The organism is Streptomyces sp. BB1-1-1, assembly GCF_031597775.1.
GTDB classification, from domain to species: domain Bacteria; phylum Actinomycetota; class Actinomycetes; order Streptomycetales; family Streptomycetaceae; genus Streptomyces; species Streptomyces thinghirensis.
The window spans coordinates 1,136,384-1,152,141 of sequence record NZ_CP134203.1; the positions used below are offsets into that span (position 1 = coordinate 1,136,384).

Genomic DNA, 15,758 nt, shown 5'->3' on the forward strand with positions numbered 1-15,758 from the left:
CAGCTGCGGAGGGGGGCAGCTACGTACGCTCCACTACCTTGCCGTCCGTGACCTCCAGGCGTCTCGTCACCCTGACCGCGTCCAGCATGCGGCGGTCGTGGGTGATCAGGAGGAGCGTGCCCTCGTAGGCGTCCAGGGCCGATTCCAGTTGTTCGATGGCCGGCAGGTCGAGGTGGTTGGTCGGCTCGTCCAGGATCAGGAGGTTGACGCCTCTGCCCTGGAGGAGGGCCAGGGCCGCCCTCGTGCGTTCGCCCGGTGAGAGGGTCGACGCCGGGCGCATGACGTGGTCCGCCTTGAGGGCGAACTTGGCCAGGAGGGTGCGGATCTCGGCCGGTTCCGTGTCCGGCGTGGCCGAGCGGAAGGCGTCGAGCAGGGCCTCGGGGCCGTAGAACAGCTTGCGGGCCTGGTCGACCTCGCCGAGCAGGACGCCGGAGCCGAGCGCCGCGTGTCCGGCGTCCAGCGGGACACGGCCCAGGAGGGCGGCGAGCAGCGTGGACTTGCCCGCGCCGTTCGCTCCCGTCACCGCCACCCGGTCCGCCCAGTCGATCTGGAGGGAGACCGGGCCGAGGACGAAGTCGCCGCGCCGGACCTCGGCGTCGCGCAGGGTGGCGACCACCGCGCCCGAGCGTGGCGCCGAGGCGATCTCCATGCGCAGGTCCCACTCCTTGCGGGGTTCCTCGACGACGTCCAGGCGTTCGATCATGCGCTGGGTCTGGCGGGCCTTGGCGGCCTGCTTCTCGCTGGCCTCGCTGCGGAACTTGCGGCCGATCTTGTCGTTGTCGTTGCCCGCCTTGCGCCGGGCGTTCTTGACGCCCTTGTCCATCCAGGAGCGCTGCGTCTGGGCCCGGTCCTGGAGGGAGGCCCGCTTGTCGGCGTACTCCTCGTACTCGTCGCGGGCGTGCCGGCGGGCCACCTCGCGTTCCTCCAGGTAGGCCTCGTAGCCGCCGCCGTAGAGGTTGATCTGCCGCTGGGCGAGGTCGAGTTCGAGGACCTTGGTGACGGTGCGGGTGAGGAACTCGCGGTCGTGGCTGACGACGACGGTGCCGGCGCGCAGGCCGGTCACGAAGCGTTCGAGGCGCTCCAGGCCGTCCAGGTCGAGGTCGTTGGTCGGCTCGTCGAGCAGGAAGACGTCGTAGCGGGAGAGGACGAGGGAGGCGAGTCCGGCGCGCGCCGCCTGGCCGCCCGACAGGGACGTCATCGGCTGGTCCAGGTCGACCGTCAGGCCCAGTGCGTCGGCGGTCTCCGCCGCACGGTCGTCGAGGTCGGCGCCGCCGAGGGCCAGCCAGCGCTCCAGGCTGGTCGCGTAGGCGTCGTCGGCGCCGGGAGCGCCGTCGACCAGTGCCTGGGTGGCCTCGTCCATGGTGCGCTGCGCCTCGGTGACGCCGGTGCGGCGGGCCAGGAACGCCCGGATCGTCTCGCCGGGGCGGCGCTCGGGCTCCTGCGGAAGGTGGCCGACGGTGGCGGTCGGCGGGGACAGGCGCAGCTCGCCCTGTTCCGGGGCGGTCAGTCCGGCGAGCATCCGCAGGAGGGTGGACTTGCCCGCGCCGTTGGCTCCGACGAGTCCGATCACGTCGCCGGGCGCGACGACGAGGTCGAGCCCGGTGAACAGGGAGCGGTCGCCGTGGCCGGCGGCGAGGTTCTTGGCGACGAGGGTGGCAGTCATCAGACCGCCGATTTTAGCGGTGGTCCAGTGCCCGCTCAGCCGGGTTTCCCGTGCGTCACCGCGGCCACCAGCACGCTTCCCGGCGCCCGCGCCACCACGAACGACTCCCCCTTCACCGTCCTCGCGTCCAGGTCGACGCGGTGGCCGCCCGGTTCGAGTACGCCGTCGAAGACCTCGTGGGTGTGGACGCGGTGCAGGCGGTCCAGTCGGTACGCGGTGAGCCGTACCCGGCAGGTCGAGGTGACCTCGACGTCGGCCGCGGTGCCGGTCGCCGTCAGGCGGGTCAGCCTGCGCCGCTCGGCCGGGCCGCGGTCCAGGGCGTTCTCGATCTGGGCGACGAGCAGCGGGACGATCGGGGCGAGGCCGTCGACGCAGGACACGTCCACCCCGGCGTTCGCGAAGGCACGGCGTACGGCCGTCCGCTCCTCCTCGGCGACCGCGCGGCCGAAGGCGACGGCGCCGTAGGCACGCAGTTCGTCGGCCGTCACGTCACCGGCGTCGTGGGTGATGTCGGCGCCGATGCCGATGGTGCGCAGCGCGGCGACGAGCCTGGCGAGCAGGGCGACGCGGTCGCCGATCAGCAGGACCCTGCGTCGGGTGTGCGCGGAGCCGCCGTCGAGCAGGGCGGCGAGGGCGGCGCGGTACTCGGCGCCGGGGAAGCGGTACGGGCCGATGCCGTGGTAGCCGTTGAACTCCAGGTCGGCCTGTTCGCCGGTCTGCCAGGCGAAGTCCCGCCAGACGAAGTCGTCGCCGTCCCGCCGGATCACGGCGGTCACCGCACCGCAGGCGAGGTCCTCGCACTCGGGGCAGGCGTAGACGACGTAGCGGCCGCCGGGCAGGGGCGCGTCGGTCTCCAGGAGCAGGCTGCGGACCTGTGCGGTGAGGATCGCGGGAGGCACGTCGGAGGCGAGCGGGGAGACGGCGTCCAGGTCGGAGAGGCGGAACAGCAGGGGACGTCCGTCGACGACGAAGTCCATGAAGTCGCGGTGGACCTGGTAGTCACCGTCGGCCCGGACGCCGCCGGCGCGCATCGCCGGGGCCAGAGCGAAGGTCGCGTACTCGGCAGCCATGCGGTGAGTATTCCCGGGGTGCGACCGCTCTGCGCACGGCATGGGGCATTCCGCTAACGTCCCGGTGTGGAGACCGAACTGGATGACGAAGTCGTCGTGGTCGGCGGCGGGGTGGTCGGGCTGACGACGGCCGTCGTTCTCGCCGAGCGCGGCAGGCGGGTGCGGCTGTGGACGCGGGAGCCCGTCGAGCGGACCACCTCGGCGGTCGCGGGGGCGCTGTGGTGGCCGTACCGCATCGAGCCGGTCGCGCTGGCACGGTCGTGGGCGCTGCGCTCCCTGGACGTCTACGAGGAGCTGGCGGCGCGGCCCGGGGAGAGCGGCGTACGCATGGTCGAAGGGGTGCTGGGCGAGGCCGGCCTGGACGAGGTGGACACCTGGGCGGCCGCACGGCTGCCGGGACTGCGGGCGGCGACCGCGGAGGAGTACGGCGGGTCGGGGCTGTGGGCGCGGCTGCCGCTCATCGACATGTCGACTCACCTGTCGTGGCTGCGGAAGCGGCTGGTGTCGGCGGGCGGTGTCGTGGAGACGCGCGCGGTGGCCGATCTGGCGGAGGCCGAGGCGCCGGTGGTGGTCAACTGCACGGGGCTGGGCGCCCGGGAGCTGGTGCCGGACGCGTCCGTGCGTCCGGTGCGCGGGCAGCTGGTCGTCGTGGAGAACCCCGGCATCCGGGTCTGGATGGTCTCCACCGATCCCGTCTCCGGGGAGATGGCGTACTTCTTCCCGCAGCCCGGCCGGCTGGTCCTGGGCGGCACGGCCGAGGAGGACGCCTGGTCGGCCGAGCCGGACCCGGCGGTCGCGGAGGCGATCGTACGGCGGTGCGCGGCGCTGCGGCCCGAGATCGCCGGGGCGCGGGTGCTCGGGCACCTGGTGGGGCTGCGGCCGGCCCGGGACGCGGTGCGGCTGGAGCGTGAGCGGCTGCCGGACGGGCGGCCGCTGGTGCACAACTACGGCCACGGCGGCGCGGGCGTCACCGTGGCCTGGGGCTGCGCGCGGGAGGCGGCCGAGCTGGCCTCCCGCTGACCGTGCCGCGGTCCGGGCGGCGCGCGTTCAGACGGGGAAGGGGCCGGCACGCGGGTGCGTGCCGGCCCCTTTCCGTTTCCCCACCGAGCGACTCCGTGCCGGTCAGTGGTGCTTGCCGATCGGGTCGCCCTCCACGTCCGTGCCGGGGCCCGGGCCGATGCGGATCTCGAAGTCGCCCTCGTACTTCTTGTGGCCCTCGATGACGGCCAGCTCGACGGCTTCGGAGGCCATCTCGCCGCGCACCATCAAGGGGTCACGGCGCAAGTCGCGCATCAGGGCGATACACATGAAGATCATCACGATGACGAAGGGCGCCGCCGCGAGGATCGTCAGGTTCTGCAGACCGGTGAGCGCGTCTCCCTCGCCGCTGCCCACCAGGAGCATGATGGCGGCGACCGCGCCGGTCACCACGCCCCAGAACACGACCACCCAGCGGCTGGGTTCGAGCGCGCCCTTCTGCGAGAGGGTGCCCATCACGATGGAGGCCGCGTCGGCGCCCGAGACGAAGAAGATGCCGACGAGGACCATCACCAGCAGGCTGGTGACGGTGGCGATCGGGTACTCCTGCAGCACCGCGAAGAGCCGGCCTTCGGGGGTCGTCTCGTCGCCGAGCCGGTTCTGCTCCTGGAGCCTCATCGCCGAACCGCCGAAGATCGCGAACCAGATCAGGCTGACGGTGCTGGGGACGAGGATGACGCCGCCGATGAACTGGCGGATGGTCCGGCCCCGGCTGATGCGGGCGATGAACATGCCGACGAAGGGCGTCCAGGAGATCCACCACGCCCAGTAGAAGACGGTCCAGCTGCCCAGCCAGTCGGCGACCCCCTCGCCACCGCTGATCTCGGTGCGGCCAGCCATCTCGGGCAGGTCGCCGAGATAGGTGAAGATCGAGGTCGGCAGCAGGTCGAGGATGAGGATGGTCGGACCCGCGACGAACACGAACACGACCAGGAGCAGGGCCAGCACCATGTTGGTGTTGGACAGCCACTGGATGCCCTTCTCGACGCCGGAGATCGCGGAGGCCACGAACGCCACGGTCAGCACCGCGATGATGCCGACCAGCAGCCCGGTGCTGACCTTGTCCATCCAGTCGAGCTTCTCGACGCCGGAGCCGATCTGCAGGGCACCGAGGCCGAGCGAGGCCGCGGAACCGAAGACCGTCGCGATGATGGCGAGGATGTCGATGACCCGGCCGCTCACGCCGTTGGCGTGCTTCTCACCGATGAGCGGGGTGAACACGGCGCTGATGGTCTGCCGGCGGCGCCTGCGGAAGGTGCTGTAGGCGATGCCGAGGCCGACCACCGCGTAGATCGCCCAGGGGTGGAGCGTCCAGTGGAACAAGGTCGTGGCCATGGCCGTCGCCATGCGGTCGCCGGTGTCGGCGGGGCTGCTGCCGGGCGGGGCGGTGTCGAAGTGCGCCAGCGGCTCGCTCACGCCCCAGAACATCAGACCGATGCCCATGCCCGCGCTGAACATCATGGCGACCCACGACACCGTGCGGAACTCGGGCTTCTCGCCCTCGGCGCCGAGGTGGATGCGGCCGTAGCGGCTGGCCGCGAGCCAGAGGGCGAAGACGACGAACCCGGAGGCGGCCAGCACGAACGCCCAGCCGCCGTTGTGCATCAGGCCACTGAGCATGCTGCCGGAGGCGTCCTCCAGCGAGTCCGTGCCGGCCGCGCCCCAGACGACGAACGCGAGGGTCAGGGCCGCGGTGACGCCGAAGACGACGCGGTCGGTCCGGGGCTTGTGCTCCTGCCCCGGCAGGCCCGCTTCCGAACCCGGCAGTGTGCCTCTTTCGTGATGTTCCTTGTCGCTCGGTCGGTCCTGCGTCACAGGCGGCACCTTTCAAGTCGGTGAGGCTGAAAACAATCCTCTGCTACGCCCTTACCACGTGCGACGCAGAACTCACCTCTTCAGCAGCGGGTGTCGGGTTCACCTGCCGTCAAGTGGTACGTCGCACGCTCGTCCAGGAGCAGCGGCACGAGGGCGCGCAGCGGCTGGCGCAGCGGTACGTAGGCGCCCTTCTCCCCGGTCGGACGCGTTTGTACACCGTGCAGTGCGAGTTCGTCCTTCAGGTCCGTGTACTGGTCGGAAGTGAGCCGGTAGCCGCAGGGCGGGTCCTCGATCACCTCGGTGGGCTCGGCCGGGTCGTTGTCCGCGCCGCCGAGGTAGACGGGTCCGGTGTCGGCCAGGCCGGACCACCGGGCGACCGCGGTGGCCGTCTCGACGCGTCCGCGCCGCTGGTCCGCGTAGCGGAACATGCCGTCCAGGGCCGCGAGCTGCGAGTTCACCCGGCGCCGGTTGTTCAGGGCCTCGTCCTCGCGCTCGGCGTCGGTGAGCGCGTCGACGCGGCTCTCGATGAGGAGGCCGACCGAGTGTTTCACGCCGGACATGTTCCGCAGGATGCGTTCCTGGCCGTCGCCGGCGGTCTGCTTGATCGGGTCGCCGGTGACCGGGTCGGTCCAGATGCCGTACGTACCGGTCGAGTGGCCGGCCCGCTCGGCGGCGGGGCGGACGTACGCCCCGGACAGGGTGCGGGCCTCGTCGTGGACCCGGGTGTGGGTGTTGAGGTTGCGGGGCCAGAGGTCGAAGAGGTCCTTGTCGTAGTACGGGGGTGTGGCGCCGTACTCGTGCAGGTCGTAGAGGACGTCGGGGCGCCGGTCGCGGACGACGGCGGCCAGGGCGCGGGCCTCGGCCGTCTTCAGGGCGAGGTGGTCGCGGTTGATGTCGACGCCGTCGCTGTTGCCGCGGGTGTCGGCGGCCCGGCCGTCGGGGTTGGCGGTGGGCACGACCAGCACGGTGGTGCGGTCCAGGAACCGCCTGGTCCGCCGGTCCGTCGCGTAGGCCAGGTCCCGGACGGTGGACAGGCAGGCCTCGCGGCCGGAGGGCTCGTCGCCGTGCTGGCTGCACACGAGGAGCACCTTGTTCGGGGCGGAGTGCCTGCCGATCGTCACGAGCTGGAGGGGGCGGTCCTGTTTCGTGGTGCCGATGCGGTCGACGGTGACCCGGCCGCTCGCCCGGTCGGCGGCGGCCAGCAGCGCCTGCTCCTCGGGCTGGCTGGTCCAGCGGGCGCCGTGCGTCTTCTCGAAGCCGGTGCGGGGCGGGTCGTGTGCGGTGCCGGCGGCGTGGGCCGGCGCGGTGAGGAGGGACGCGGCGAGGGCCGCGGTGGTCACGGTGAGGGCGCGCAGGCGGTTCATCGGGCTCCCTTCGGAACGCGGTGGGTCGTGTGCGGCGCGGTCACGCCGTCGAGGGGCGCGGGGGCGGCGGTCGCCGTACCGGCGGTGGCCTCGGCGAACGCGGCGGTGCCGCCGACGAACGGTACGCGTGCCGATGTGCGCGAGAGGTCCACGGTGAGGGTCGGCGTGTCGGCGGGCGGGTCGATGAGGTCCTTGTCGGTGCCCGCGACGATCAGCGCGAGGCGGTGGCCGGCCGGGACGACGTGGTCGGTGGCCGCCAGGTCGAGGGTGATGGTGTAGGCCTTGCCCGGAGTGAGCGGGCGTCCCCGCCACTTGGACGCGTGGTTGCCGAGGTCGGCCCAGCCTCGGCTGACGACCGTGTAGTCCACGTCGGTGGTCTTGGCCGCCGTCTCCAGGTAGCAGGAGCTGTCGCCCGGGGTGCTCGGGCCCCAACAGGTGCGGTCGGTGCGGGTGGTGATGCCCTCGCCGCGGTCGGCGTAGTCGCGGATGGTGTCGGGGCCGAGGTCGACGAGTACGGCGGAGAGGTGGGCCGTCGGGGTGCTGGACCGCGCGGTGACGGTGACCTCGGAGGCGCCGGACAGGCGCAGGTCGCGGGTGAGCGGGCCGGTGACGAACCCGGCCTTGCCCGGGGTCGGCTCGTCGATGTGCGCGGCCCAGTCCGTCTCGTTCAGCGCGGGGTCGTCGGTGAACGTCTCGGTGCCGCGGTCCCGGCGCAGGCCGAGGGTGCCGACGCCCGGTCGCGCGCCGTCGGCGGGGCGCAGCGTCGTGGTGGCGGTGGAACGCGGCGGCCAGGTCTTCGACGTCTCCCACTGCTCGGGCCGGCGTTCGATGTCGGCCATGGGCTCGCGGTCGATGCCGTTGTCGTAGCCGAGGAGTTCGTGGTCGAACCAGCGGTGCAGGGTGTCGACCCACTCGGCGCGGCGGAAGTCGAAGGGGTCGACGTGGCCGGTCTGGGAGAGCCAGATCTTGCGGTCGACGCCGTTCTTGGCGAGGGCGTTCCACCACGGGCCGACGTGCTGCATGCGGACGTTGAGGTCCTGCATGCCGTGGATCAGGAAGACGCTCGCCTTCACCTGGCTCGCGGCCTTGACGTAGTCGCGCTCGGTCCACAGCCGCGTCCAGTCGCCGGTGCGCGGGGCGCCGTCGACGAGCTTCTGCTGGACGGCGTCGCACCGGTCGCGGGCGTCGGGGCTGTTGACGTAGTCGGACAGCCAGTCGGGGCCGGAGCCGTAGAGCGGGGCGCCCTGGCTGAAGTAGTAGTCGTACCAGGAGGAGATGGCGGCGATCGGGACGATGGTCTCCAGGCCCTCGACGCCGGTGGCGGCGACGCCGTTGGCTATGGTGCCGTCCCAGCTCTTGCCGATCATGCCGGTCCTGCCGTTGGTCCAGGTCGCCTTGGCGCGCTCGCCGCCGGTGCGGCTGGTGTACGCCTTCGCGCGGCCGTTCAGCCAGTCGACGACGGCCTTCGCGGACTGGACGTCGGAGCGTCCGCCGACGTCGACGCAGCCGTCGGAGCGGTTGGTGCCGGCCAGGTCGACGCCGACGAAGGCGTAACCGCGCGGCACGAAGTAGTTGTCGTAGTACAGCGGCATCCCGTCGACGTCGCCGTCGGCGTCGTACGTCTTCTTCTGGCTCTCGTTGCCGCGCCCGCAGCACGAGTAGTACGGGCTGGCGTCCATGATGACGGGGATCTTCCGGCCCTGTTGGGCGGGTTCCCGGGGGCGGACGATGTCGACGGCGACGCGGTCGTCCTCGCCGTCGCCGTCCCCGTCGTACCCGGTGTCCACCCAGACGGCCTCGCGGATGGCGTCGTCGTAGGAGTGAACAGGTTCGCTCTGTCGCGGGGTCGCGGGGTGGGCTGTCGCGGCGGGCGTGAGAAGGGTTGCCATGAGAGCGGCCGTGGCCGCCGTCGCGAGCGGTCTCCAGATCGTGAAGCGCATGCGTATCGGCATGCGCGGACGGTACATCGGTCAACTCCCGCGCAGAAGAGGGCAACGTGTGTCTCATGACGGCCGAATGGCGATCGTGTGACAGGGGCGACCGTGGACATGACCGTGCGCACAGCGGCTGAATAGGCTCCGAACAGACTTCGTGCCCCTACGACTTGGAGCTTTCGTGCACCGCAGAATCATCGTGCCGGGCGCACTCGGCGCCGCCTCCCTCATGCTGGCGATCCCGGCGTCGGCGGCGGCCCACTCCCCCGGCGCTCCGGGCATCGGCGACCCCTACTACCCGGCCTACGGCAACGGCGGATACGACGTCTCCCACTACGACCTGCGCCTCAAGTACCGGCCGGACACGGACCGGCTGGAGGGAACGGCGACGATCCTGGCCCGCACCACCGAGGACCTGTCACGGTTCAACCTGGACTTCCTGCTGGACGTCGGCGAGGTGCGGGTGAACGGCGCGAAGGCGTCGTTCACGACCTCGGGCGAGCACGAGCTGGAGATCACCCCGAAGAGCCCGCTGCGCAAGGGCGCCCCCGTCACCGTCGTCGTCCGCTACAGCGGCGTGCCGTCGTCGGAGCAGGCGTACGGCTTCACGAGCTGGCACCGCACCCCGGACGGCGGTGTCGCCGCCAACGAGCCCGAGGCGGCCTGGTGGTGGTTCCCCAGCAACGACCACCCGCTCGACAAGGCCACCTACGACGTGTCGGTGCAGGTGCCGGACGGCACCCAGGCCATCTCGAACGGCACGCTGCAGTCGACGCGCTCACGGCTCGGCTGGACCCGCTGGAACTGGCGGTCCGACAAGCCGCAGGCCACGTATCTGGCCACACTCGCGGTCGGGAGGTTCGACCTCACCACCGGCACGACCGAGGGCGGCATTCCGGTCGTCAACGCCTACAGCAAGGACCTGGGCGCCCACGACGGAGCGGCCCGAGCGAGCGTGGAGCGGACCGGGGAGATCGCCGACTGGCTGGCCGGGTACTTCGGGCCCTATCCGTTCAACGCGCTCGGCGGGTACGTGCCGAACACGGACACCGGGTACGCGCTGGAGACACAGACCAGGCCGTTCTACAGCCCCCGGCAGTTCGCGAACGGGTCGAACGTGTCCGTCGTCGTCCATGAGCTGGCCCACCAGTGGTACGGCGACCTGGTCTCGGTGCGCGGCTGGAAGGACATCTGGGTCAACGAGGGCTTCGCGCGGTACGCCCAGTGGCTGTGGTCCGAGCACGAGGGCGAGGGCACGGCGCGGGAGCTGGCCGACTACACGTACGCCTCGCACCCGGCCGACGATCCGTTCTGGACGGTGAAGCCCGGTGATCCGGGGCCGGAGAACCAGTTCGACATCGCGGTCTACGACCGGGGCGCACTGGCCGTCCACGCGCTGCGCGACGAGGTCGGGGACGAGGACTTCTTCGCCATCCTCAAGGGGTGGCCCGCTCGGTACGCCCACGGCAACGCGTCCGTCGCCGACTTCCAGCGGTACGCCGAGGAGGTCTCCGGCAAGCCGCTGGCCGCGCTGTTCGACACCTGGCTGTTCCAGCCGTCGAAGCCGGACGCGCCGGCGGCGCGCGCGGCGTCCCTCGCGCAGACGTCGGACGTGCCCGCGCGGCCGCGGTCCTGGCAGAAGATCGCCGCGACGAACGACGTGCACGAGCACGGGCACTGACAGGCAGGGGTCAGGCGGCGTCCCCGTGGTCGTAGACGGTCACGGGGACGCCTCGCCGCGCGAGCCGCTCGGTGACGAGCGGCTCGACGCGGGACCACTTGCCGCCGGCCAGGCCGCAGCCTATGCGGGGCATGTGCACCGAGGCCTGCAGCTCGGCCGCCTTACCGGCGAGGCGGCCGAGGGCCGTGTCGATCGCCTCGTAGCGCACGGGGGCGCCCTTGCTGCCGGTCCTCATGCCGCGCTGGCCGATCATGTTGGCCACCCACACGTACGGCTCGACCTGGACGAACTGGACCGCGCCCAGTCCGAAGTCGTTCGTCGCGCGGTCGCGGTGCCAGGCGCGGTAGGCAGCCTCCGGCTCCGGCCAGCGGCGCGAGACGGCCAGGACGAAGCCCTTGCCCCAGCCGCCGAGGTCGTTGCAGACATGGGCGATCACCTTGACGCCCTTGACCGACGGGACGGTGGCGTCACCCCGGACATACCTGATCTCCGACATGACGCCACCGTAGAGGCCGCCACTGACAGTGGCCGGGTGCTTCTCCTTACTTGGTGAGGCTGCCAAGCTCCTGCTCGGCGGCGTTCTGTGCCACCCGGCGGCGGACGCCGAACCAGCCGGCCACCAGCATCACCGCGATCACGGGCACGAGCAGCACGGTCTTGCGGCCGACCTCCTCGTCGTTCCACATCAGGACGATCACGGCCAGCAGGAAGGCAATCGTGACGATCTCCGTGACGGGGCTGCCGGGCAGCCGGAAGTGCGGCCGCTCCACCAGGCCCGCGCGCGCCCGGCGCACGAAGACCAGGTGGCAGATCATGATGATCACCCAGGTGCTGATGATGCCCAGGGAGGCGACGTTCAGGACGATCTCGAAGGCCTTGTTCGGCACCAGGAAGTTCAGGCCGACGCCGAGGACGCAGACCGCGCAGGTCAGCAGGATGCCGCCGTAGGGGACCTGGCTGCGGCTCATCACGCCGGTGAACTTGGGCGCGGAGCCCGCCATCGCCATCGAGCGCAGGATGCGGCCGGTGGAGTACAGGCCGGAGTTCAGGGAGGACATCGCCGCGGTGAGGACGACGAGGTTCATCACGTCACCGGCGGCCGGGACGCCGATCCCCGACAGCACCGTGACGAAGGGGCTCTCGTCGCCCGAGTAGAGCGAGCTCGGCAGCAGCAGGGCCAGCAGGACGACCGAGCCGACGTAGAACAGGGCGACGCGCCACATGATGGAGTTCACCGCGCGGGGGACGATCTTGTGCGGCTCGGCGGTCTCGCCGGCGGCGACGCCGACCAGCTCCAGGGCCGCGTAGGAGAAGATCACGCCCTGCATGACCAGGATGACGGGCATGGCGCCGTGCGGGAGGATGCCGCCGTGGTCGGTGATCATGCTCATGCCCGGGGTGTGGCCGCCCACCTCGTGCTGGGTGGCCAGCAGGAAGATGCCGATCAGCATGAAGGCCACGAGGGTGGCGACCTTGACGATCGCGAACCAGAACTCCATCTCGCCGAAGATCTTCACCGAGATCAGGTTCACGGCCAGGACCACCGCGAGGGCGATCAGGGCGAGCACCCATTGGGGGATGCTCGTGAACATGCTCCAGTAGTGCGTGTACAGCGCGATCGCGGTGATGTCGGCGATGCCGGTCGTCGACCAGTTCAGGAAGTACATCCAGCCGGCGACGTAGGCGCCCTTCTCGCCGAGGAACTCACGCGCGTACGACACGAAGGACCCGGAGGAGGGCCGGTAGAGCACCAGCTCACCGAGGGCCTTGACGACGAAGAAGGCGAAGACGCCGGCGACGAGGTAGGCGATCGCGAGCGCCGGGCCCGCGTCGCGCAGGCGACCGCCGGCGCCCAGGAAGAGGCCGGTGCCGATGGCGCCGCCGATGGCGATCATGTTGACGTGGCGGGCCTTGAGGTCCTTGCTGTAGCCGGCGTCACCCGCGTCCGCGGGTCGTTCGGCCGCCTGGGGGTGGGCGGCGGCCTGTGCCGTGGCGACGGCGTCCTTGCTCACGGGTGGTACCAATCTCTGGTGCGCCCGGGCGGGGTACGCCCAGGTCGTCCGTACAGCGACAAGGCCCGCACCACCCTTCGCGGCACAGACCAAGGCAGCACCTTCCCACGACCCTGCGTGTGCATGCGGTGTCTCATGTCACACAGCGTGACTTGTCACAAGATCCGTCAGCCGTCTCCACAGGGTGCGCATGGTGCGGGAGAGGTGTCACAGCATTGGTGAGACAGCGATACTGCTGCACATGACGACGACCGACACCGAGGAGCCGGCTTTCACGATCGACGAGCTGGCCGCGCGGGCCGGCGTCACGGTCCGCACGGTCCGCTTCTACGGCACCAGGGGGCTGCTGCCACCGCCGGCGATCGGCCCGCGCCGGGTGGGGCACTACGGCGGCGAGCACCTGGCCCGGCTGGCGCTGATCGAGGAGTTGCAGCACCAGGGCATGACGCTGGCCGCGATCGAGCGGTATCTGAAGCAGCTGCCGCCGGACCTGAGCCCGCACGACCTCGCGCTGCACCGCGCGGTGGTGGCCTCCTGGGCGCCGGAGACGGTGGAGAGCGTCACGCGTGCGGAGCTGGGCCGGCGGGCGGGCCGACCGCTGACGGACGACGAGGTGGACCGGCTCACCGCGATGGACATCGTCGCGCGGGACGGCGCGGCCCCGGACGGTGACGCCTACCGGGTCGACGCCGGGCTGCTCCGGCTCGGCGTCGAACTGCTCGACGTGCCCTTCTCCCCCGAGACGGTCCTCGCCGCCCGTACGGCCCTGCTCGAGCACTCCCGCGCCGCCGCGCGCGACCTGTCGCGGCTGCTGCGCGACGCGGTCGCCGAACGCGACGCGCGGGACGTGCGGTCCCTGTCCGCCCACATGCACCCGCTCGTGGTGCAGGCGCTGCTGACCACGTTCCAGCGGTCGCTGCGGGACGAGCTGCGGGAGTGGCTCGGCGGGGACTGCGTGGACGGCGTGGGCGGCGAGGACTGAGCCGCTTGCTCAGCGGCCGTCCGTGAAGACCTCCCCCTGGTCCGCCTTCTCCACCAGCAGCGCGGGCGGCGTGAAGCGCTCGCCGTAGCGGTCGGCGAGCTCCCGCGCGCGTGCCACGAAGCCGGGCAGGCCTCCCTCGTAGCCGTTGATGTACTGCAGGACGCCGCCGGTCCAGCCGGGGAAGCCGATACCGAGGATCGAGCCGATGTTGGCGTCGGCGACGGAGGTCAGCACGCCCTCCTCCAGGAGCTTGACCGTGTCGAGCGCCTCCGAGAAGAGCATGCGCTCCTGCATGTCCGCGAAGGGGATCTCGTACCCGGGCTTCGTGAAGTGCTCCCGCAGGCCCGGCCAGAGTCCTGCCCGCCTGCCGTCGTCCCCGTACTCGTAGAACCCGGCGCCGCCGCTGCGCCCGGGGCGTTCGAACTCGTCGACCATGCGGTCGATGACGGCCTCGGCGGGGTGCGCGGTCCAGGTGCCGCCCGCCTCCTCCACGGCCCGCCTGGTCTCCTTGCGGATCTTCCGGGGCAGCGTGAGGGTCAGCTCGTCCATCAGGGAGAGCACCTTGGCCGGGTAGCCCGCCTGGGCCGCCGCCTGCTCGACGGAGGCGGGCTCGATGCCCTCGCCGACCATGGCCACGCCCTCGTTGATGAAGTGGCCGATGACCCGGGAGGTGAAGAAGCCGCGCGAGTCGTTGACCACGATCGGCGTCTTGTTGATCTGCCGGACCAGGTCGAAGGCGCGCGCCAGCGCCTCGTCGCCCGTCCGCTCGCCCTTGATGATCTCGACCAGCGGCATCTTGTCGACGGGCGAGAAGAAGTGCAGCCCGATGAAGTCCGCCTGGCGCTCGACGCCCTCGGCCAGCGCGGTGATGGGCAGGGTGGAGGTGTTGGAGCAGAGCAGCGCGTCGGGGGCGACGACGTCCTGGATCTCCTGGAACACCTTGTGCTTCAGGGAGGTGTCCTCGAAGACGGCCTCGATGACCGCGTCGCAGCCCGCGAGGTCGGCCGCCTCGGCGGTCGGCGTGATGCGGGCCAGCAGCGCGTCGGCCTTCTCCTGGGTCGTACGGCCCTTGGCGACGGCCTTGGCGCACAGCTTCTCGGAGTAGGCCTTGCCCTTGACGGCCGACTCCAGGGCGACGTCCTTGAGGACGACGTCGATGCCCGCGCGGGCGCACGAGTAGGCGATGCCGGCGCCCATCATGCCGGCGCCGAGGACGGCGACCTTGGTCACCTTGCGCGGCTCGATGCCCTTGGGTCGGTTGGCGCCGGAGTTGACCGCCTGGAGGTCGAAGAAGAACGCCTGGATCATGTTCTTCGAGGTCTGCCCGGCGGCCAGCTCGACGAAGTAGCGGGCCTCGATGACCTGCGCGGTCTCGAAGTCGACCTGGGAGCCCTCGACGGCGGCGGCCATGATGTTGCGCGGGGCCGGGTAGGGGGCGCCGTTCGTCTGCTTGCGCAGGTTGGCGGGGAAGGCGGGCAGGTTGGCCGCGAACTTCGGGTGCGACGGCGTACCGCCGGGGATGCGGTAGCCGGGCCGGTCCCAGGGCTGGGCCGACTCCGGGTTGGCGTCGATGAAGGCGCGGGCCTTGGCGAGCATGTCCTCGCGGCTCTCGGCGACCTCGTCGACCAGGCCGTTCTCCTGGGCGCGGCGCGGGTTGTACTGGGTGCCCTGGAGGAGCACCTTCAGCAGCGCGTCGGTGATGCCGAGCATCCGGACGGTGCGGACGACGCCGCCGCCTCCGGGGAGCAGGCCGAGGGTGACCTCGGGGCAGCCGATCTTGGAGCCCGGAGCGTCGAGGGCGACGCGGTGGTGGCAGGCGAGGGCGATCTCGTAGCCGCCGCCGAGGGCCGCGCCGTTCATGGCGGCGACGACCGGCTTGCCGAGGGTCTCGATGCGGCGCAGGTTCCGCTTGATGGCCATGCCGCCGTCGAAGAGGTCCTGGGCGGTCTCGGGGGTGACGCGGATCAGGTCGCGCAGGTCGCCGCCGGCGAAGAAGGTCTTCTTGGCGGAGGTGACGATGACGCCCCGGATGTCGTCCTTCTCGGCCTCCAAGCGGTCGGTGATCACCGCGAGGGACTCGCGGAACGCCTGGTTCATGGTGTTCGCGGACTGGGCGGGGTCGTCGAGGACGAGGGTGACGACGCCGGTGTCGTCCTGTTCCCAGCGGATGGTGGTGGACTCGGTGGTCATGAGGGTGTG

At 71.4% G+C, this 15,758-nt stretch carries 11 protein-coding genes; 3 read left to right on the plus strand and 8 right to left on the minus strand.

The features are described 5' to 3' along the window. Positions 1-19 precede the first annotated feature (19 nt). Together RI578_RS05210 and RI578_RS05215 are read right to left on the minus strand one after the other, a co-directional pair. On the minus strand, positions 20-1,663 hold the full coding sequence (locus tag RI578_RS05210; protein ID WP_310869954.1) for an ABC-F family ATP-binding cassette domain-containing protein: 1,644 nt from the start codon (positions 1,661-1,663) through the stop codon (positions 20-22). Between the two features lie 35 nt (positions 1,664-1,698). Further along, a complete protein-coding gene (locus RI578_RS05215) occupies positions 1,699-2,733 on the minus strand; it encodes an oxidoreductase (RefSeq protein WP_310869955.1) in 1,035 nt (344 codons plus the stop codon). Positions 2,734-2,799: 66 nt separating this feature from the next. Here RI578_RS05215 and RI578_RS05220 point away from each other — a divergent pair, with 66 nt between their 5' ends. Further along, positions 2,800-3,753 carry an FAD-dependent oxidoreductase gene (locus tag RI578_RS05220; protein WP_310869956.1) on the plus strand — a complete coding sequence of 318 codons (954 nt, stop codon included), beginning with the start codon at positions 2,800-2,802 and terminating at the stop codon, positions 3,751-3,753. Positions 3,754-3,855: 102 nt separating this feature from the next. Here RI578_RS05220 and RI578_RS05225 read toward each other — a convergent pair whose 3' ends face one another. The 3 genes from RI578_RS05225 to RI578_RS05235 all read right to left on the minus strand — a co-directional run bounded on the left by RI578_RS05225 (position 3,856) and on the right by RI578_RS05235 (position 8,902). Then, positions 3,856-5,586 (minus strand): BCCT family transporter, encoded by a 1,731-nt coding sequence (locus RI578_RS05225; protein WP_310869957.1) that lies wholly within the window; start codon positions 5,584-5,586, stop codon positions 3,856-3,858. 80 nt (positions 5,587-5,666) lie between these two features. Beyond that, complete coding sequence (locus RI578_RS05230) at positions 5,667-6,950, minus strand: M14 family metallocarboxypeptidase (protein ID WP_310869958.1); 1,284 nt, start codon at positions 6,948-6,950, stop codon at positions 5,667-5,669. Then, positions 6,947-8,902, minus strand: coding sequence for a Xaa-Pro dipeptidyl-peptidase (locus RI578_RS05235; protein WP_310869959.1), 1,956 nt, complete (start codon positions 8,900-8,902; stop codon positions 6,947-6,949). Before RI578_RS05235 ends, RI578_RS05230 begins: the two co-directional genes overlap by 4 nt. A 163-nt stretch (positions 8,903-9,065) precedes the next feature. On the opposite strand from RI578_RS05235, the gene RI578_RS05240 reads away from it, so the two are divergent. Then, positions 9,066-10,565 carry a M1 family metallopeptidase gene (locus RI578_RS05240; RefSeq protein ID WP_310869960.1) on the plus strand — a complete coding sequence of 500 codons (1,500 nt, stop codon included), beginning with the start codon at positions 9,066-9,068 and terminating at the stop codon, positions 10,563-10,565. 10 nt (positions 10,566-10,575) lie between these two features. Here RI578_RS05240 and RI578_RS05245 read toward each other — a convergent pair whose 3' ends face one another. Both RI578_RS05245 and RI578_RS05250 read right to left on the minus strand, forming a co-directional pair. Continuing rightward, positions 10,576-11,061 carry a macro domain-containing protein gene (locus RI578_RS05245; protein WP_310869961.1) on the minus strand — a complete coding sequence of 162 codons (486 nt, stop codon included), beginning with the start codon at positions 11,059-11,061 and terminating at the stop codon, positions 10,576-10,578. Positions 11,062-11,107: 46 nt separating this feature from the next. After that, entirely contained in the window at positions 11,108-12,577 is a 1,470-nt protein-coding gene (locus tag RI578_RS05250) for an amino acid permease (RefSeq protein WP_310869962.1), read from the minus strand. Between the two features lie 241 nt (positions 12,578-12,818). Here RI578_RS05250 and RI578_RS05255 point away from each other — a divergent pair, with 241 nt between their 5' ends. Continuing rightward, positions 12,819-13,559 (plus strand): MerR family transcriptional regulator, encoded by a 741-nt coding sequence (locus RI578_RS05255; RefSeq protein ID WP_310869963.1) that lies wholly within the window; start codon positions 12,819-12,821, stop codon positions 13,557-13,559. A 9-nt stretch (positions 13,560-13,568) separates the two neighbouring features. Here RI578_RS05255 and RI578_RS05260 read toward each other — a convergent pair whose 3' ends face one another. After that, a complete protein-coding gene (locus RI578_RS05260) occupies positions 13,569-15,749 on the minus strand; it encodes a 3-hydroxyacyl-CoA dehydrogenase NAD-binding domain-containing protein (protein ID WP_310869964.1) in 2,181 nt (726 codons plus the stop codon). Between the last annotated feature and the right edge of the window lie 9 nt (positions 15,750-15,758).